16 protein-coding genes are annotated in these 17,685 nt (G+C 67.8%); 5 read left to right on the top strand and 11 right to left on the bottom strand.

Going from position 1 to position 17,685, the window contains the following annotated elements:
* The first annotated feature begins 76 nt into the window (after positions 1–76).
* The 3 genes from HZA32_08730 to HZA32_08720 all read left to right on the top strand — a co-directional run bounded on the left by HZA32_08730 (position 77) and on the right by HZA32_08720 (position 1,317).
* Complete coding sequence (locus HZA32_08730) at positions 77–700, top strand: TlpA family protein disulfide reductase (protein ID MBI5424161.1); 624 nt, start codon at positions 77–79, stop codon at positions 698–700.
* 150 nt (positions 701–850) lie between these two features.
* On the top strand, positions 851–1,102 hold the full coding sequence (locus HZA32_08725; GenBank protein ID MBI5424160.1) for a response regulator transcription factor: 252 nt from the start codon (positions 851–853) through the stop codon (positions 1,100–1,102).
* Positions 1,103–1,104: 2 nt separating this feature from the next.
* A complete protein-coding gene (locus HZA32_08720) occupies positions 1,105–1,317 on the top strand; it encodes a helix-turn-helix transcriptional regulator (protein MBI5424159.1) in 213 nt (70 codons plus the stop codon).
* Between the two features lie 12 nt (positions 1,318–1,329).
* Here the strand turns inward: HZA32_08720 and HZA32_08715 are convergent, their stop codons facing one another.
* The 6 genes from HZA32_08715 to HZA32_08690 all read right to left on the bottom strand — a co-directional run bounded on the left by HZA32_08715 (position 1,330) and on the right by HZA32_08690 (position 8,795).
* Positions 1,330–1,698: a response regulator gene (locus HZA32_08715; protein MBI5424158.1), complete on the bottom strand. Its 369-nt coding sequence runs from the start codon at positions 1,696–1,698 to the stop codon at positions 1,330–1,332.
* 66 nt (positions 1,699–1,764) lie between these two features.
* Positions 1,765–3,669, bottom strand: a complete 1,905-nt coding sequence (locus HZA32_08710; protein ID MBI5424157.1) for a response regulator — start codon at positions 3,667–3,669, stop codon at positions 1,765–1,767.
* Positions 3,666–5,819 carry a PAS domain S-box protein gene (locus HZA32_08705; protein MBI5424156.1) on the bottom strand — a complete coding sequence of 718 codons (2,154 nt, stop codon included), beginning with the start codon at positions 5,817–5,819 and terminating at the stop codon, positions 3,666–3,668. Before HZA32_08705 ends, HZA32_08710 begins: the two co-directional genes overlap by 4 nt.
* A 161-nt stretch (positions 5,820–5,980) precedes the next feature.
* Entirely contained in the window at positions 5,981–7,156 is a 1,176-nt protein-coding gene (locus HZA32_08700) for a DUF4097 family beta strand repeat protein (GenBank protein MBI5424155.1), read from the bottom strand.
* A 28-nt stretch (positions 7,157–7,184) separates the two neighbouring features.
* Complete coding sequence (locus HZA32_08695) at positions 7,185–8,093, bottom strand: zf-HC2 domain-containing protein (protein MBI5424154.1); 909 nt, start codon at positions 8,091–8,093, stop codon at positions 7,185–7,187.
* A 66-nt stretch (positions 8,094–8,159) separates the two neighbouring features.
* On the bottom strand, positions 8,160–8,795 hold the full coding sequence (locus tag HZA32_08690) for an RNA polymerase sigma factor (protein ID MBI5424153.1): 636 nt from the start codon (positions 8,793–8,795) through the stop codon (positions 8,160–8,162).
* 257 nt (positions 8,796–9,052) lie between these two features.
* Here HZA32_08690 and HZA32_08685 point away from each other — a divergent pair, with 257 nt between their 5' ends.
* Positions 9,053–10,006, top strand: a complete 954-nt coding sequence (locus tag HZA32_08685; protein MBI5424152.1) for an MBL fold metallo-hydrolase — start codon at positions 9,053–9,055, stop codon at positions 10,004–10,006.
* Between the two features lie 15 nt (positions 10,007–10,021).
* Here HZA32_08685 and HZA32_08680 read toward each other — a convergent pair whose 3' ends face one another.
* Positions 10,022–10,687: a PEP-CTERM sorting domain-containing protein gene (locus HZA32_08680; protein ID MBI5424151.1), complete on the bottom strand. Its 666-nt coding sequence runs from the start codon at positions 10,685–10,687 to the stop codon at positions 10,022–10,024.
* Between the two features lie 158 nt (positions 10,688–10,845).
* Here HZA32_08680 and HZA32_08675 point away from each other — a divergent pair, with 158 nt between their 5' ends.
* Entirely contained in the window at positions 10,846–12,804 is a 1,959-nt protein-coding gene (locus HZA32_08675; protein MBI5424150.1) for a VCBS repeat-containing protein, read from the top strand.
* A 64-nt stretch (positions 12,805–12,868) separates the two neighbouring features.
* On the opposite strand, the gene HZA32_08670 is transcribed toward HZA32_08675, so the two are convergent.
* The 4 genes from HZA32_08670 to HZA32_08655 form a co-directional block, all read right to left on the bottom strand.
* On the bottom strand, positions 12,869–13,222 hold the full coding sequence (locus HZA32_08670; protein ID MBI5424149.1) for a hypothetical protein: 354 nt from the start codon (positions 13,220–13,222) through the stop codon (positions 12,869–12,871).
* 142 nt (positions 13,223–13,364) lie between these two features.
* Positions 13,365–14,405, bottom strand: coding sequence for a LacI family DNA-binding transcriptional regulator (locus HZA32_08665; protein MBI5424148.1), 1,041 nt, complete (start codon positions 14,403–14,405; stop codon positions 13,365–13,367).
* A gap of 146 nt (positions 14,406–14,551) precedes the next feature.
* A complete protein-coding gene (locus HZA32_08660) occupies positions 14,552–16,147 on the bottom strand; it encodes a glycoside hydrolase 43 family protein (GenBank protein MBI5424147.1) in 1,596 nt (531 codons plus the stop codon).
* Between the two features lie 35 nt (positions 16,148–16,182).
* Positions 16,183–17,562, bottom strand: coding sequence for an MFS transporter (locus HZA32_08655; GenBank protein MBI5424146.1), 1,380 nt, complete (start codon positions 17,560–17,562; stop codon positions 16,183–16,185).
* Positions 17,563–17,685: the final 123 nt, after the last annotated feature.

Below are 17,685 nucleotides of genomic sequence, written 5' to 3'. Positions count from 1 at the left end.
CGTCACCTCGTTCCGTCCGCTCGTGGAGCGGTTGGTGGCGAAATTTCCCGACGAGCGCGTCGTCCCGATCGTCGAGATGTATACCGGTCGCCTCCGCTACAATCTTCCCGCCGCGGCCGCCGAATTTGAGGCGAGTCTCGCGGGCAATCCCGTGATCGCCGCCGCGCTCGCGAAGGCGGAGACCGCGCGCAAGGCCGAGGCGGAAAAGCGCGACGCCGCGCAGAAAGTCGCCGCCGCCGAGATCGGCTCCGTGAAGTTCACCGCTGCCGACGGACGCGAGGTCGACGTCGCGAAACTCAAGGGCAAGGTCGTGCTCGTGGATTTCTGGGCGACGTGGTGCGGACCGTGCATCGCCGAGCTGCCGAACGTGAAGAAGGTCTACGCTGCCTATCACGACAAGGGCTTCGAGGTCGTCGGCATCACGCTGGAAAATCCCAATGCGCGTCCGAGCGACACGCCGCAGCAGACCGCCGCGAAGCTCGAGGCCGCGAAGAAGAAGATGCTCGAGTTCACCGCGAAGAACGAGATGCCCTGGCCGCAGTATTTCGACGGCAAGTGGTGGAAGAATGACTACGCGGTGAAATTCGGCATCAACGCGATTCCCGCGATGTTCCTCCTCGGCAAGGACGGCAAGATCGCGGCGACCGAGGCGCGCGGCGAAAAACTAGAGGCCGAGGTCAAACGCCTGCTCGGGCTTTGAGCGACAACCACTGAAATGAAACCACGAATGGACACGAATGAACACGAATGTCTGAACGAGACGCCGCGCGGTGCGCTGAGCCGGCCTTTTATTCGTGTGCATTCGTGTCCATTCGCGGTTCAGCCCACTACGGCTTTTGCCTGCTGAGCCATGGTTGCCGAACGCTATTGCCTGCTGCCGGAGCCGGTGACGAATCACCGGCAGCTTTTCCCCGCGGAGCCCGCGCTGCTGCTCACCGAGGCCGAGGGTCGCGTGCTCGCGTTGCTCGGCGCCGGCTACAGCAACAAGGAGATCGCGGCCATGCTCGGCAAAGCGGAGCCGACGGTGAAAAACCAGGTTGCCTCCATCCTCCACAAACTCGGTCAGCCGACGCGTGCGCGGTTGATCGCCGCCCTGCGTTGACCATGCGCCATCCGCATCACGACGGCGAGGGTGTGGTGAAACTCACGCCTGCCGAGGCGGCGGTCGTGTCGCACGTCGTGCGCGGACTGACGAACAAGGAAATCGCGCGCGCGTTGCGAAAGTCCGACCTGACGGTGAAGAACCAACTGACCGCGGTTTATCGCAAACTCGGCCTGAAGCGCCGCCTGCAACTCATCGCGATGTTCCGCGCCTAGGGCGCGCTCCGCTCAGCTGGCGAGCGCGGTGTCGACGACTTTCTTGAGGTCGGCGAGGGCGAACGGCTTGGCGAGGACGGCTTGGGCGCCGAATTTCTCCGCCATGTGCAGGTAGAGTTTCGGATCGTGCGCGAGGCCGCCCGACATGGCGATGATGCGCGCCTTCGGGAATTCGCGGCGGAGGTCGCGGATGGTGTCCAGCCCCTCCTTCTCGGGCATCACGATGTCGGTGATGACGAGTTCGGCGGGTTGCTGATGGAATTTCTGCAGCCCTTCCACGCCGTTGATGGCCTGGCGGACGACATGGCCCGAGTGCTCGAGCGCGCTGGCGAGGACGTCGCGAAAGACGTCGTCGTCGTCGATGATCAGGATATCGGCCATGGAGTCGGGAGGAGAGTTAGGCAGCGTGTTGCTTTTACGCAAGGCCGACGCGAAGAAAGTGCGCGCTTACGGCGGGGTGCGCATCAGCAAGGCGTGCACTTCCTGCAACAACGTCTCGGGCCGAAACGGCTTGAGCAGAAAGGCGTCGCCGGCTTCGACGCGGTCGGGTTCGCCGCTGGCGAGGCCGCTCATGACCAGCACGCGCACGCCGGGATGGGTGCGCCGGATCAACTCGATGAGCTGTCGGCCACCGAGGCGCGGCATCATCAGGTCGGTGACGATCAGCCGCAGATTGGCGGGGGCGGCGGAGCTGGCGAGCAGCGCCAGCGCTTCCGCGCCATCCGTCGCCAGGGTGACCCGGTAGCCGTGTTGCGAGAGGACCGTGTCGACGATCTGGCGAACCTCGAGTTCGTCCTCGATGACGAGGATCGCCTCGCCTTTGCCGCGCGGGATGTCCGCGACGTCGATTTCGCGCTCCTCGTTGGCGGAGGCGATTTCCGCGGGGAGGAAAATGCAGAACGTGGTGCCGCGGCCGGGCGTGCTGTGCACGGTGCAGAAACCCTGATGCGCCGCGATGATGCCGCGCACGGTGGAGAGTCCCAAACCGGTGCCGCGCCCGGGGCCCTTGGTGGTGAAGAACGGCTCCCAGATGCGCGGAAGGATTTCGGGCGGGATGCCGGTGCCGGTGTCGCTGACCTCGATGACGAGAAATGCGCCGGGCCGCGCGCCGGGCATCGCGTTGGCGGCGGCGGCATCGAGCTGCCGGTTCGCGAGGCGCAGCGAAAGGATGCCGCCGTCGGGCATGGCGTCGCGCGCGTTGACGCACAGGTTGAGGACGATCTGGTGCATCTGCGACGGGTGGGCCCGCACCGGCCACAGGTCGCTCGGGATGGTGTGTTCGAAGCGCAAGTGGCGGGGAAAGGTCTCCTCGATCATCGCGGCGATGTCGCGGGCCACGTGCTTGAGTTGCACGACGCGCAGCTCGTCGGTGCCGCCCTGGACGAAGGAGAGGATCTGTTTCACGAGCGCGGCGCCACGGGAGGCGCTTTGCTCGAGGGTGTCGAACAGCCGCTGGTTCTGGGGCGTCGATTGCGCGCGCAGCAGCTGCGAAACCATCAGCATTGGCGTGAGGATGTTGTTGAAATCATGCGCGATGCCGGCGGCGAGCATGCCGAGATTCTCCATGCGCTGGGCGCGGAGAAATTGCTCCTGCAGGCGCTTTTTTTCCGTGATGTCGCGGCCGATGCCCATGAGTTCGAAGCTGCCGTCCGGCGTGGGCGCGCGGTTGACGGTGAACTCGACGTCGGCGGTGCCCTCGGGCTTGCGCAGGCGCAGCTCGAACAGGCCCGGTTGGTCGCCGGCCAACAATTCGGCGAAGCGGCGCCGCGCGCGCTCGACGTCGAGCGGATCGACGAGGCGGATGAAATGCTGGCCGATCCACTCGCGGCGTTTCCAACCGGTGATGACTTCGAAGGCAGGGTTGAGCGAGGTGATCACGCCGGCATCGGAGAGCGAAAAGATGGCGTCGCGCGCGTCCTCGATGAAGCGCTGGTGGCGCTCGCGCGTGGCGTGGAGCGAGTGTTCCGTCTCGCGGTGCTGCTGGCGCTCGCGGCTTTCGAGGACGGCGCGGCGCAGCGCCATCGGGAGGCGTTGGTAGCGGTCCTTGATCACATAGTCCGCGGCGCCGGCGCGCACGGCGGCGATGGCTTGATCTTCGCCGATGCTGCCGGAGAAAAAGACGAAGGGCGTGCCCGGCGTGCGCTCCTGCGAGAGTTCAAGCGCCTCGAGTCCGTCGAAGCCCGGCAGGGTGTAGTCGGCGAGGATGACGTCGAATTTCTCCAGGGCGAGCAGGGCGAGGAATTCGGTGCGGTTGGCCGCGGTGACGACCTCGCACTCGGGACACTCAGCCTGGAGCAGCACTTTCACGAGTTCGTGGTCGAGGGGATCGTCGTCGAGATGCAGGATTCTCATGGGGTGGGAGCGGCGGGCAGGGTGAAGAAGAACGCGGCGCCGGCGTCGGGCGCGCTTTCCGCCCAGACGCGGCCGCCGTGGCGCGCGACGATGCGCTGCACGAGGGCGAGACCGATGCCGGTGCCGCGAAACTCGCGCTCGCCGTGCAGGCGGCTGAAAACCTTGAAGAGCTTGTCCGCGTAGCGCGGATCGAAGCCGACGCCGTTGTCGCGCACCGTGAAGATCGCCTCGCGGCCGTCGCGCGAGATTTCCGCGGAGACGTGGATGCGTGGCGGACGGCGGGGCGCGGAGTATTTGGCCGCGTTGCCGAGGAGGTTGATCCACACTTGGCGCAGGAGCGCGGCGTCGGCCTCGACGGCGGGGAGCGGATCGATGCGCCACTCGGTATCGGCGGCGGCCTCGAAGTGTTTTTCGGCGAGCACGTCGGCGACGAGGGCTTGGGAATCCACGCGCATGCGCTGCACGGGCAGGCGGACGAGCCGCGAAAAATCGAGGAGCGCGTCGATCAGCTCGCCCATGCGCTGGGCCGAGGCGATGATGGTCCGCACGTAGCGGAGACTCTCGGGGTCGAGGCGGCTGCCTTCGCGCTCGAGCAGCAGCGTGGAAAAACCGGCGAGGTGGCGCAGCGGGGCGCGGAGATCGTGCGAGACGGAGTAGGAGAAGGCTTCGAGTTCGCGGTTGGCGTCCTCGACCCGGGCGCTGTGTTCCCGGAGTTCGCGATGGAGCGCGGCGAGGCGCTGTTCGGCGGCGCGCCGCGCGTCGATGTTGTGGACGATGCTGCGGCTGGAGAGGTAGCGGCCGTCCGCGTCGTAGAGCGCGGTGGCGCTGATGGAGACGTGAAACATCGAGCCGTCGCGGCGACGGAGCTGGAACTCGATGTCGCTGGCCGTGCCGGTGGCCTTGAAGCGCGGGAACGTTTCCGCGAATTTTTCCTGGTCAGCGGGGGAGAGCAGATCGCGGAACCGCAGCCGGCGGACGACCTCGTCGCGCGTGTAGCCGATCCAGTCCAGCTCGGTGTCGTTGATCTCGACGATGATCCCCTCGGCGTCGAGCGAGTGGTAGCCGCAGGGAGCGCGGTTGTAGAGATCGCGGATGCGCTCGGTGGAGCGCTGGAGCTCGGCGGCGGCGGCCTTGCGTTCGGTGATGTCGCGGATGGCGGCGAGCACGACGCGGCCGTCGTCGGTTTCGAGCGGGTTGAGCATGATGTCGACCGGGAACTCGGTGCCGTCCTTGCGTGCGGCGAGCAGTTCGAGGCCCGCGCCCATCGCGCGGAATTTCGGCGCGGCCTGGAAGCCCTGCACGTGCGCGAGATGGCGCTCCCGGAACCGGTCGGGCATGAGCACCTCGAGCGGTTGGCCGACCAACTCGGTGCGCGGGTAGCCGAAGAGATCTTCGCTGCGACGGTTGACCCGGAGGATGAGGCCGGCAGCGCCGACCACGACGATGGCGTCGGTCGATTGTTCGAAAAACGTCTCGAACAGCGCGCGCGAGCGGTGGAGCGCCTCGTCGGCGCGTTTGCGGGCGGCCAATTCCTGTTGGACGCGCGTGCCGGCCGCGAGGGCGAGCACGAACATGGACGCGACGGCGAGAAGCAGCGCGGTGCGGCTGTGGCTGGCGTTGTGGCGGGCCGCGATGGCGCGGTCGGCGAGCAGGGCGCTTTCGGTTTCCTCCATCTCGCGGATGAGCGCGCGCAACTCGTCCATGACGAGCTCGCCTTCGCGCAGAGCGGCGGGATCGGGCGCGGCGGCGGCGGCCTGCGTGCGGCGGTCGGCGTTGCGGCGCGACATGGACGCGATCTCCCGCTCGACGAGGGCTTGCAGGCGTTCGAGGCGGAGTTGTTGCGCGGGGTTGTCGCGCGTGAGTTCGCGGACGGCCGCGACGTTCTCCCGGGCTTTTGCGATCGCGGTGTCGAATGGGCCGAGGAACGCGGGTTCGCCGCTCAGGGCGAAGCCGCGGGAGCTGGTCTGCATCTCGAGGGCCTGCACCTGGATCTGCTCGAGGCGGTTGAGGACGAGGTGCGTGTGCTCCACCATGCCGAAGGCACGCTCGAAGCGGGTCAGGCTGCTCCATGTCGCGACCCCGACGACCGACAGCAGCCCCAGCGCGACGGCAAAACCGGCCGCGATCTTTCGTTCGAGGGTCAGATGCATCAGGTTTTTCTCCCGGAATCGCGGATGGGAGCAGGCGTCAGCGGCCCGTGCAACGCGGTCGCGAGGATGCGAAGCGCCACGCTTCGCGACCAACCAAAACAAAGAACCGGGGACGCGGACGTCCCCGGTTCTTGGGTAGGAAATTACCCGATGTCAGACGCTCACTTGGACTGCCGGAGCGTGATCGTGCCGTTCATGGTGGAGAGCTGGATGTCGACGCCGCCTCCGTTGAGCGTGCCGACGATGGACTTGCCGACGGGGCCGGTGGCGCCGTTGAAGACCGATGTCGGGATGGCGGCGACGGCGCGCATGGCGCGATCGATCTCGGAGCGGACGCGGGCCTGCTCTTCGGGCGGGAGATCTTTGAGCTGCGTGGAGTGCGCCTTGTAGGACTGATGTTTGTCGTGCGGCGTCGGCGCTTCAGGCGCGGCGGCCGGTGTGGCCGCGGCCACGGCGGCGGGGGCGGCCGGAGCTTCCGGGGCTTCCTTGTCGTCGTCGTCCGACTCCTGCACTCCGGCGGCGGCGCGAGCGAGCTTGGCTTGTTCGCGGGCGAGGCGCTCGGCGTTGCGGGCGAGTTCACGCGCCTGCTCGCGCGTCGGGCCGAAGCCATAGGCGTAGCCCTTGCTGGCGGTCTTCTCGGTTTTGGTTTGGAGGATGCTGTCGGGGAAGTTGGTCCGGATGGTGCCGTTGTGCGTGCGCATGCGGAGGTTCGCCTTGGTGTCGCCCGGGAGGCGGACGTCGACTTCGCCGTTCATCGAGGTGATGGAAACGGGTTTGGCGGGGGCCCTTTTGAAGGTGGCGGTGACTTCGCCGTTCATGGTGTTCACGACGGCGGAGGCGCCGATGTCGAGGAGCGCGACCTCGCCATTCATCGAGTTGATGTCGATGTCGCCGTCGATGTTCTCGACCTTGATGTCGCCGCCGGCTTCGGTGCGGAGGACGAGGTTGGTGTTGCGCGGGACTTGGACGTGGAACTCGGCGCCTTGGGCGGACCAGGGATTTTCGCCGGTCATGACGATGGTCGCGACGTTGTTCTTCTCGGTGATCTCGAAGGTGACGTCTTCGTCGAGGCGGCGGAAGCCGTCCTGGTCGACCTCCTTCTTGCCCTTTTGCTCGAGCGAGGAGGTGACGACGATTTCGCTGCCGTCGGTGCCGGAGACTTGGACCTCGGCCCAAGGCAGCGCGACTTTGAGGGTGCCGGGTTTCGCCGGGTCGCTGAATTTGGAGCGGACGGTGTTTTGGTCGGTGTTGTTGTCGGCGGCGGGCAGCGCGGCGGCCGAGAGGGCCAGCGCGGCGCAGGCGGCGCCGAAGCGGAGGAGGTGGAGTGGGTTCTTCATTTTTGCGAGGGTTGCTGAGGCGCGCCGTTCAGACGGTTTTTCCGGCGGGCGCGGAGGTTTGAGCGTTGGGTTTGTTGTCAGCGGGAGTGGCGGGCGTGCGCAGGGAGGCGAGGCCGCGCTTGGCGGCGTCGCGCACGTTCTTGTCGGCGGTTTCGTCGCGCGCGAGGCGGTCGAAGAGCGGCGCGGCCTCGGGTTCGCGGACGTTGGCGAGGAGCTCGATCATCGCGAGCTGGACGAGCGGGGCGTTCTCGCGCGGGAGGGCGGCGAGGAGGCCGGCGCGCACGACATCGTCCTCGGCGTGCGGGGCGAGGGCTTCGACGGCGGAGAGGCGGACGTTGACGGAGGGGTCGAACGCGAGCGCGCCGACGAGGTCGGTGAGGACTTTGCGGTCGGGCGACTTGAGGTCCATCGTCGCGAGGACGGTTTGGAGGCGGTCGCTGGTGGATTTTTGCTGGAGGAGCGAGGCGGCGACGAGTTTGCCCATGCCGTCGACCTGTTTGCGGAGGTCGGCGATCTCGCGTTTCGCGGCTTCGTCGGTCGCGGGGATGACGACGGCGGGCTTTTGCAGCCAGCGGGCGCCGGCGAAGATGCCGGTGGCGAGCAGCGCGAGGGCGAAGGCGAATTGCAGCGCGGGTTGCGCGGGGAGGATGGCTTCGAAGAAGCGGTCGAGGCGGCTCTTCGCGAGGGCGAACGGACTCGGCGCATCGGCGTCGCGCTGGTGCGTCTCGAGCATGGCGTAGAAATTCTCGCGGAGGCGGGCGGAGGGCTCGGGTTGCGGGAGTTGGTCGAGCTTGCGGGTGATTTCCTGGAGGGCGGACCATTCGCGCTGGCAGGTGGGGCAGGAGGCGAGGTGGGCGCGCATCTGCGCCGCTTCATCGGGCGGCAGCGAGCCGTCCTGGTAGTCGATGAAGAGTTCGGTGACGCGGGAGCAGTTCATGGCGGGCGGAACGGAAAAGTTGAGAGTCGGGAGCTGAGAGTTGAGAGTCGGTCAGCGGTTGGGCGGTCAGGCGGCCTGGTCGCGGCGGAGTTTGAAGTAGACGTCGCGCAGCTCCTTGAGCGCGCGGTGGACGCGGACCTTGACGGCGCCGACGGAGCAGTCGCAGAGGCGGGCGATCTCCTTGTGTTCGACGTTTTGGAGGCGGGAGAGGACGAGGACTTCGCGGTGTTCGAGCGGCAGGCGGGCGAGGGCGGTGCGGAGGATGGCAAGGTCGTCGCTCGTCGCGGCGGAGAGGTCGGGCGAGACGGCGTCGTCGTCCGGATGCTCGTGGAGATCGGCCGGGTCGGTGGCGGTGGCGGCCTTGGCGTGCTTGCGGAAGTGATCGGCGGCGACCTTGCGCGCGAGGTGGTAGATCCAGGCGGTGAATTTGCCTTCGTCGCGGTAGGTGTGGCGGTATTTCAGGATGCGGTAGAAGACGACTTGGACGAGGTCCTCGCTGACGGCCGGCTGGTTCGTCATGCGCACGAAGAAGGCGTAGAGCCGCTGTTGGTAGCGTTCAAAGAGCTGCCCGAGTTGCGCGACGTCGCCCGCGCGAACGGCAATCATGAGTTCGTGATCGGAGGCTTCCACGTGGGCGGCGAAACTAACGATGGTCGCGTCGGAGGGAACCTGGATTTCGGCGGTTGTGGCGGGAACGGGCATCGGGTGGCGTAGGCATGGCAGGTGTGCAGCGGGGAATACCGCGCGCGGCGGCGGAGGTTACAGGAAAGTTCAGGGGCGGGGAGATGGGAGCGGGGAGCTTAGGGCCAGGGGTCGGGGAGGGCCGGGGGCCAGGGGCCGGACGAGGCGGCGGCGATTTACCGTATTACGGCAAATTGGGTCGCGGGGCGCGATCAAGGCGCCGGCCGGAACGGGAGAACGGACTGGCGCGAGAACGCAGCACGGCTAAGTTCCGGCCCATGAATCGCCGCGACTTCCTTGTCACGACTTCCGCGGCCGTCTCGCTCGGCTTTCTCGCGAGAGGCTCGCTGTTTGGACAGACCGCCACCCCTGCGACTCCGGCACCCGCGCCGCAACCCGCCGCGCCGCCGCCGCCCGTGAAGGTGGAATTCAAGGACCTGCGCCGCGGCGTCGGCACCTTCACCGGTCGCGGCGGCACGATCGGCTGGCTCTCCAACAAGGACGCGCTGGTCGCGGTCGACACGCAGTTCGCGGAGACGGCGGCGAAATTCCTCGAAGGTCTGCCCGCCCGCAACGGCCGCATGCTCGACGCGGTCGTCGACACGCACCACCACTGGGATCACACCGGCGGCAATGCCACGCTGCGCCCCGCCGCGAAGAAACTCGTCGCGCACGAAGCCGTGCCCGCGCTCCAGAAAGCCGCCGCGGCACGCAGCCCGCAGATGGGCGAGCCGACGATTCCCGATACGCTCTTCGCGGACACGTGGCGCATGAACGTGGGCGACGAGGTCGTGAGCGCGAAGTTCTTCGGCCCGTCGCACACCGGCGGCGACATCGCGGTCTATTTCGAGAAGGCCAATGTCGTGCACACCGGCGACCTCGTCTTCAACCGCCTCTATCCCGTCACGCCGAAGGTCGATGGCTGCAAGATGCAGCACTGGCGCGACGTGTTGCCGCAGCTCGCCGCGCATTATCCGGCCGACGCGATCTACATCTTCGGGCATGGCAACCCGAAGTTCGGCGTCACCGGCACGAAGGCCGACGTGCTCGCGATGGCCGCTTTCCTCGATGCGCTGATCGCGCACGTTGCGGCCGAAATCAAAGCGGGCAAATCGAAGGCCGAGATCGTCACGCGGCAAAACCTCGATGCTTTCCCCGACTACCACGCCGCGCAAAACAGCCGCTTGCCCGGCAATCTCGGGACGATCTACGACGAGTTGACCGGAGCGTGACGCCGCGTCGGTGCCCTACGCGCGCGATTGCCGCCGGCGCACGAGCCCGATCAACGCGCCACCGGCGGCGAGGAGCAGCAGCGTGCTCGGTTCCGGCACGGCCGCGAGGCGGACGTTGTCGAGCCGCGCAGCCTCGGCGCCGTTGCCCCAATCGCCGAGCAGGCAGAATTCGGTCAGATTGCCCAGGATGGACTGCATCTGGATTTGGGTCGGTGCGGTTGCGGTGCCGGCGAGGTGCCAGCCGGAGGTTTCGACGAGCGAAAGGCTGTAGGAGGTGAAGCCGCCGGTGGTCGGTGTGGGCGAGAGCGCCGCCGCGATCGTCAGTCCGCCGCCCGTCAGCAGGAGATTTTCCGGCAGACCGCTCACTGCCGACAGCGTGAGCTCCAAGGCGAAGCTGAGCGTGCCGCCGTAGTAGCTGGATTTGTCGCCGAGGAATTTGACGGGCGCGACGAAGTAGTCGTCCGCACCCGTGCCCGGATCGTTCAGCACCAACGCCCCGCTGCCACCGACGCCCGTGGTGGCGTTCCAGGAGACCGATACGGCGGCGTCGTGGGTGCCGGCCGTGTAAGGGAGCCAGCCGTCCAAACCGGTTTCGAAATCCGAAAGCACCACCTGGGCGCGGGCGCTGGCGGCGAGGGTGGCGAAAAGAAGACAGAGGCGGATCAGTCGGAGCAAAGACATGGGCGCGACGCGGCGAGTGGTTGAAGACGGATTCCGGAAATGGCCTGGGAGAATTTCGCGCGGTGCGCGCCGGTGCCTGATCGGTCCCGGTCAAAAACAGGGGTTTTCCCTTAGTTTTTCGTCGCCCCCGGTTTGGCCAAAGCACACAGTCGCCCGCGATGATTCCCCGCGTCCCCACGTCGCGTCTTCTGCTCGCCGCGATTTCCGCGCTCGTCGCCCATTCCGCCGCCGTCGCCGCCGAGGCGCTCTGGCAAGCCGGCACCCGCGTCATTGTCGACAAGGCTGGCGCCGGCCACCGCGCCGTGGTGTTGCGGGCCGAGCCGTCGCGGGCATTCGTGGCTTACGAAGGCGCCGACGAGGCGTTCGACGAGTGGGTGGAAAACGACCGCATCCGCAGCGCGCGTCCTCGCGTCGAGCCACCGAAGAACGAGCCGGAAAAGGCCGCGCCGGAAACGGCTGAAACCGCCGCCACGCCGCTCCCGGAGCCGTTGCCGCGCGCGCTCGAGTTGCCGCGCCCGGCGCGCGACGCCGTCGTCGCCACCGCGTGGCTCGAGCAACTGCCCCGCACCGCGCCGGACGCGCCCGTGCGCTTCAACACCGCGACGCTGCCGGTGCCGCAATTCGCCTTCGGCCCCACCGCGGGCATCGCCACCGCGCAGCCGCCCGTGCGCGCGGTGCTGCTGCACTCCGGCAATCGCGTCCGCGGTTTCGCCGCGATCGAGAACGGCATCGTGCTCTACGGCCGCGACAACCTGAAGGGCTTCAAGTCCACGGCCACGCTCGACCTATCCAGCCTCGACGGCTTCACGCCCGAGGTGCTGGTCGCCGGCGATCTCAACCACGACGGCGAGAGCGACCTCGTCGTCGCCGCCGGCCCGATTCTCCAGGTGTTTTTCGGCTCGGCCAACGGCAGTTTCGTGCCCGCGCTCAAACCCTATCGCTCCACGGAGCCGCTGCGCGCCGCCGCCACCGGCCGCTTCTTCACCGGCGCGCTCGGCTGGGGCGTGGCCGTGGTCGAGGGCTACAACCGCTTCCGCCTCCTCCAAGTCGCGCAGAGCGGCGTCACGCCGATGGGCGACGCCTACACCGTGAAGTTCGACCGCATCACGCGGCTCGCTGCCGGCGATTTCGACGGGGACGGTTTCGCCGACATCGCGGTGACCACCGAGGACAAAGGCCGCTGCACCGGCGCGTGGATGTTCTTTAACCAACACGGCGCGACCAAACCGTTCCTCTGGCCGGTCGGCGGCCGTGACGACTTCGCGCGCGACGTGATCGTGGCCGATCTCGACCGCGACGGGCGCGACGACCTGATCCTGACCGACAACGACGTCGAGCGCGGCGACCGCATCCGCGTGGTTTTCGGCGCCTCGGGCCGCGCGGGCTGGGAGGATCCGTGGGAGCTCGTCGCTAGCGAGTTCGGCCTCGGACTCGGCACGGCGTCGGTGGTGGTGGCGGATTTCAACCACGATGGCCGCCTCGACATCGGCATCGGCGGCCGCAACGGCCTGCGCACTTATCTCGGCGCGGACTACCGGCGCTTCAGCCGGAATCCGGTTTGGCCCCGCCTCGCGACCGGCAACGATTTTCCCGAGCAACGCGTGTTCCTCGCCGGCGATTTCGACGGCGATGGCGCGGCCGACCTCCTCGGCTACACGCCCGTTTTCGCGACCGGCTACAACCTCGTCTACAACGCCACGCCGCTCCGCCCCGAGGGCGTGCACGTGCCCGCGCCGCTGAAGGAGCGCATGGTCGCGCAGGCGAGCACGACGGTGACGAAGATCGATGGTCCCCGCTCGGACATGCCCGAGGGCGCGCCGGTGCTGCGCCACCTCGCGAGCCGCGCCGAGCCCTACGGGCAGTGGCGCTACCGCATCGTTCTCGAAGTCGCCGCGCTGGCCGACAACGCCGTCATCGAGACGCTCGAGGCCATTTGTCGCTACGACTCGGCGGACGCGCCCACGCAGGAAATTCCCGCGATGGTGCACCGCGACAGCGAGCAGCAGTGGTCGATCGAGGTCACGCTGCCCCGCGGCCGCACCTACGAATTCCGCATCAACGCGAAGGACGACAAAGGTCGCGTCGCCGCGACGCTGCGCGTGACGGTCAACCCCTGAAACGAAAAGCCCGCGCCGAAGAGGCGCGGGCGATGGGCCATGAAGCGGCGGCGGGCGCGCGGCCTCAGCTGACGCCCCAGACCAATTTGAATCCGCCGCCCGAGGAGGACCAAGTCATGTTGAAACCGGGTTGGGCCGGGAAGGTCGACACGCCCGCCGGCAGCGGCGTGGTGGGCGTGATGTAGTTCTGGCCGAAGAACACCTGGCTGTTTCCGTTGGGCTGGTAGTTGATCGAGAGCGTCGTGCCGCTGTAGAAATACAGGCCGATGTTGCCGTTGCCCGCACCCGGGATGATGACGGACTGGTTGACGGGGAAGCCGGCGGCGGCGACGGCGAGGCTGGAGGCTTTCGCTTTTGCCGGCTTGGCGGCGGCTTTGGCTTTGGGCGTGGCTTTGGCGGACTTGGCTTTGGGGGGCATGGACGTGGGGACGTGGGTTGCGGCGCGTGGAAGGTGTGCGCGTCTCCTGCGCCGTCCGGGAGACACGCCCGCAGCCTAGCGGCGCCGCGTCCATCGCGCGAACGGCGAAAGCGCCTGAATTTAGGTGCGGCGCGCGCCGCGCTCACTTCACCGGCGCGCGCAACGTGCCGGCGTCGAGCCAGCGGCCGGGCGACAGCACGAAGTGCGGTTCGGCGGGCAGACCCGTTTCACCGCGGTGCAGCATGCCGACCACCATCTCGGTCGCGAGCGCGCCGAGGTTGCGCGGGTCGTTGTAGATGCCGGAAATGCCGTGCTCGGGATGGTTGTTGATCATCGTCGCCAAGCCGACGTCGCGCGGCACGGAGTAGCCGGCTTCGCGCAGCCAGTTGAACGTCGGCTGGCCGCGCGTGCTCACGATCGCGTCGGGTTTCCATTTCTTCACCCACGCGAGGAACTTCTCGCGAAACGCCGGGCCGGGATCGAAGTCGCACGGCGGGATGTGGTTCGCGCGCGGCAATCGGGATTGCGCGCGCAGGAATGCGCCGACGAGACGGTCGCCCCAGCTCGGGCTGTCGTCGACGTCGACCACGGCGAACCCGAGACGCTCGTAGCCGCGCGCGAGGCATTGCTCGACGATTTGCGTGATGCCGGAAAACGGGTCCTCGGCCACGTGATGCAGCTCCGGCGAGCGCAACGTGTAACCGAGCGCCACGGCGGAAAAGCGGTCCCAGCACAATTCGAGCGTCGACTGTCCCGGTGGTAAGCGGCCGAGCAGCACGCCGGTGATGGCGCGGCGGCTGAGGATGTCGCTCATGCGCGCCGGCGTCATGCCCGGCTCGGCGAGCCAGAAGTGTTCGAGCTTGTAGCCGAGTTCCTCCGCGCGTTGCTGCGCGCCGGGAAAAAAGTCCGGGCGATCGTGGTGCTCCGGCCGCCAGCCGTAACGCGTGGGATAGTTCGTCACGTAGGCGAGGCAGACGTGCTTGATCGCATGGCCGGAGCGGCGCGAGCGCATGAGCGTCGCGACGAGCGGGTTCACGCGGTAGCCGATTTCCTTCGCGATGGCCTGGATGCGCGCGCGGACCTCGGGGCGGATGCGCGGGCTGTTGCGCAGCGCGAGGGAGACCGTCGAGCGGTGGACTCCCGCGCGTTGGGCGACGTCTTCCAAGGTGGCTTCCGGAGGCATGGGAACGCAGACGTATCCGACAGGGCGGAAACGCGAGGCAAGTTCACGCCGCAGGCGCGCGCGTTCAAGCCCGCAATCTCGGCGTGCAATCCGCGGGCCCGCAAAGTGCGGTAGGGGCGCTTGCCCTCAAGCGCCCTCTCGTCGCGTCAGCGCGAGACGGTGAACGAGTCGAATTCCGCGAAACCCTTGCTCGTCACGCCCGGGCGCGCGGCGGCGAAGAGGCCGACTTTCGCACCGACCCATTGGCTCGAGGACGCCTGGAACTCGCCGCCGATCGGCGTGAATTTTTCGCCGTCCACGCTGTAGGAAAATTGGCAACGTGCGCCGGGCGCGATGGTGACGCGCAGCCAGACGGGCGTGGTTTCGGGATCCGCGCTGGCGATCTCAGTCTCGCGTCCGCCTTTTTGCGCGCCGTGGCATTCGCGCAGCACGAGCACGCTGGATTTTCCGCGGCGGACGCGGCCGAGCCAGGCGTAGTCGTAGCCGAAAACCATCAGGCCGGCGCAATCGCCCTCTTCCTTGGTCAAGATGCGGAGGACGGTCGTCGCGGTGAAATCCGGCGCGGGAAATTTCTGTAGCAGCAGCTGCGACGTCTGCCAGTGCGAGTCGGCGCTCGGCGTCGCGATGCAGCGCAGGCGCAGCGAGCCCGGCTGTGCGGTGAGCGAGAACCACTCGGAGCGCGGATTGGCCTGCCATTGCCATTGGAGGCCGAGCGCGGGCGCGGCGAAGTCGTCGGACGTCGGCGGCACGGCGAGCGGCTGCGGCGGGAGCGTGGGTTTGGCGTGGTGGAGCACGGGCTGGCTCTTGCCGTGATCGCTGTCGGCCGCTTCGCCCATCGCGGGCCAGCCGTCCGCGCGCCAGCGCATCGGCTGCAAGTGCACGACGCGGCCGTAGGCGGGCAGCTCTTGAAAATGGAAGAACCAGTGCTCGCCTTGCGGCGTGTCGACCCAAGCGCCTTGGTGCGGGCCGTTGACGGGCGTGGCGCCTTGCTCGAGCGCGATGCGGTTTTCGTAGGGTCCCCAGATATTCTTGGCGCGGAAGACGGCTTGGTAGCCTTCGGTGACGCCGCCGGCGGGCGCGAAGACGTAGTAGGTGCCGTCGCGCTTGTAGAGTTTGGGGCCTTCAAGCGTGCGCCAGCCGGGGAGCTGGTTGGCGTCGATGATGACCTTGCCGTCGTCGAGCACGCGCGTGCCATCGGGCGCGAGGCGGTGGAGCGTGAGTTGGTTGTTGATGCCGGCGCGGCTCTTCGCCCAGCCATGGATCAGGTAAGCTTGGCCATCGTCGTCCCACAGCGGGCACGGGTCGATGAGGCCTTTGCCGGCTTTGACGAGAATCGGTTCGGACCACGCGCCGCGCGGATCCTCGGCGGTGATGACGTAGAGACCGAAGTCCGGGTCGGGATAAAAGATCCAGAACTTGCCGTCGTGAAACCGCAGCGCGGGCGCCCAAACTCCGGCACCGTGGCGCGGCGTGGCGAAGTGCTCGCGCGGCACGAGCGCGGGGAGCGCGTGGTTGACGAGTGTCCAGTTGACCAGGTCGCGCGAGTGGAGGATCGGCAGGCCGGGCACGTGGCCGAAGCTCGACGAGGTCATCCAATAGTCGTCGCCGACACGAATCGCGTCGGGGTCCGAGTAGTCCGCGTAGAGCACGGGATTCTGGTAGGTGCCGTCACGGCGGTCGGCGGACCACGGCGCGATTGCGGCGGCCGGGGCGGACGGGGAAGGGGCCGGGGTGAGCGTCATGAGGAGCGGAACGACGAGCGCGGAAAGCACGGTCATCACTTTTGTCCGATGCGCGGCACGAGCAAGTGCATCACGAGCAGCGCGGACACATACATCACCGAAGCGACGGCGAAGATCGACGCGTAGCTGCCGGTGTGTTTCAGCACGACGCCGATGATCTCGGCGGTAAAGCCGCCGGTGAAATACGCGATGAAGCCGCCGAGGCCGACGAGCGAGCTGACGGCCGCCTTCGGCATCGTGTCCGAGGCGAAGCTGAACTGGTTGGCCGACCAGCCTTGGTGCGCCGAGCCGGCAAGGCCGACGATGAGCACGGTCAGCCACACGCTCGAGACATACGGCGCGAGGTAGATGGGAAGCACCGCCACGGCGCAGAGCAGCATCGCGACCTTGCGTGCGGCGTTCACGGTCCAGCCGCGAGCGAGGAAGTGCCCGGCGAGCCAGCCGCCGGCGATGCCGCCGAACGACGCCACGAAATAGAACACCGCCGTCCAGTTGCCGACCGCCACCAGCGGCAGCTGGTAGCGCTTTTGCAGGAAGTCCGGCAGGAAGAACATGTAGATCGTCCAGACCGGTCCGGCGAGGATGCTCATCGCGATGTAGGCCCACGTGGCGCGATGGCGGAGCAGGGCGAGCCAGCCGATCTTCTCCGGTGCTTGCGTCGCGATGGCGACCGGTTCGGCCGGTTGCCCATCGCGAATATAGGCGCGCTCCGCCTCGGAGAGCCGCGGGTGCGTCTCGGGGTTTTCGTAGAGCCACCACCACGCGATCAACCAGACGAAGCCCAGCGCACCGGTGACGTAGAACGTGATTGGCCAGCCCCACGCCGCATACATGCGCGGCACGGCGAACGGGCAGATGATCGCGCCGATGTTCGAGCCGGCGTTGAAGAGCCCCGTCGCCAGTGCGCGCTCGCGTTGCGGAAACCACTCCGCGACGGCCTTGATCGCGCCGGGAAAATTGCCGCCCTCCGCGAGGCCGAGCACGACGCGCGCGCTCATGAAGCCGAGCACGGTGAACGGCAGCACGAGCGACGCCGCGACGCCCGCGCTCTTCCACGGCAGGCTGAGCGTGAACGATTCGCCGAGCGGCAGCAGCGCGCACAGGCCGTGCGCCGCGGCCGCGACGCTCCACACCGCCACCGCCAGCGGCAGGCCGCGGCGGATGCCGATCTTGTCCATCAGACGCCCGCCCAGCAGATAGCCGAACGCGTAGGCGAACTGGAAGGCCGAGGCGATGTGCGCGTAGTCGGTCTCGCTCCAGCCGAGTTCCTGGCTCAGCGGCCCCTTCAGGATGCCGATGATGTTGCGGTCGACGTAATTGATCGCGACGGAGAAGAAGAGCAGGCCGCAGATCGCCCAGCGAAACTGGCCGGCTTGGCCGCGGGACGGCGCCGGAGAAGAGGAAGCGGTGCTCATGGCGAGACGCGCGGGGAAACGGGGTGGGGAAGACGAGGCGGACGTGCCGCCCCGGAGAATTTCCCGAGCGAAGCACGCGGCACGCGCGGCGCAACGCGACGCAAGTGCGCATCGTTGATTCGC

It is taken from the genome of Opitutia bacterium, assembly GCA_016217545.1.
In the GTDB taxonomy this organism is placed as follows: domain Bacteria; phylum Verrucomicrobiota; class Verrucomicrobiia; order Opitutales; family Opitutaceae; genus Didemnitutus.
The sequence above is the reverse complement of the archived record's forward strand: the minus strand, read 5'-3'. Positions and strand labels throughout refer to the sequence as shown.

Excerpts from the sequence above, each read along its gene's own strand:
- HZA32_08660 (MBI5424147.1), bottom strand. The coding sequence starts at position 16,147 with ATGACGCTCACCCCGGCCCCTTCCCCGTCCGCCCCGGCCGCCGCAATC.
- HZA32_08720 (MBI5424159.1), top strand. The coding sequence starts at position 1,105 with ATGCGCCATCCGCATCACGACGGCGAGGGTGTGGTGAAACTCACGCCT.
- HZA32_08670 (MBI5424149.1), bottom strand. The coding sequence starts at position 13,222 with ATGCCCCCCAAAGCCAAGTCCGCCAAAGCCACGCCCAAAGCCAAAGCC.
- HZA32_08715 (MBI5424158.1), bottom strand. The coding sequence starts at position 1,698 with ATGGCCGATATCCTGATCATCGACGACGACGACGTCTTTCGCGACGTC.
- HZA32_08680 (MBI5424151.1), bottom strand. The coding sequence starts at position 10,687 with ATGTCTTTGCTCCGACTGATCCGCCTCTGTCTTCTTTTCGCCACCCTC.
- HZA32_08655 (MBI5424146.1), bottom strand. The coding sequence starts at position 17,562 with ATGAGCACCGCTTCCTCTTCTCCGGCGCCGTCCCGCGGCCAAGCCGGC.
- HZA32_08675 (MBI5424150.1), top strand. The coding sequence starts at position 10,846 with ATGATTCCCCGCGTCCCCACGTCGCGTCTTCTGCTCGCCGCGATTTCC.
- HZA32_08685 (MBI5424152.1), top strand. The coding sequence starts at position 9,053 with ATGAATCGCCGCGACTTCCTTGTCACGACTTCCGCGGCCGTCTCGCTC.
- HZA32_08665 (MBI5424148.1), bottom strand. The coding sequence starts at position 14,405 with ATGCCTCCGGAAGCCACCTTGGAAGACGTCGCCCAACGCGCGGGAGTC.
- HZA32_08690 (MBI5424153.1), bottom strand. The coding sequence starts at position 8,795 with ATGCCCGTTCCCGCCACAACCGCCGAAATCCAGGTTCCCTCCGACGCG.
- HZA32_08730 (MBI5424161.1), top strand. The coding sequence starts at position 77 with ATGTATACCGGTCGCCTCCGCTACAATCTTCCCGCCGCGGCCGCCGAA.
- HZA32_08700 (MBI5424155.1), bottom strand. The coding sequence starts at position 7,156 with ATGAAGAACCCACTCCACCTCCTCCGCTTCGGCGCCGCCTGCGCCGCG.
- HZA32_08695 (MBI5424154.1), bottom strand. The coding sequence starts at position 8,093 with ATGAACTGCTCCCGCGTCACCGAACTCTTCATCGACTACCAGGACGGC.
- HZA32_08725 (MBI5424160.1), top strand. The coding sequence starts at position 851 with ATGGTTGCCGAACGCTATTGCCTGCTGCCGGAGCCGGTGACGAATCAC.
- HZA32_08705 (MBI5424156.1), bottom strand. The coding sequence starts at position 5,819 with ATGCATCTGACCCTCGAACGAAAGATCGCGGCCGGTTTTGCCGTCGCG.
- HZA32_08710 (MBI5424157.1), bottom strand. The coding sequence starts at position 3,669 with ATGAGAATCCTGCATCTCGACGACGATCCCCTCGACCACGAACTCGTG.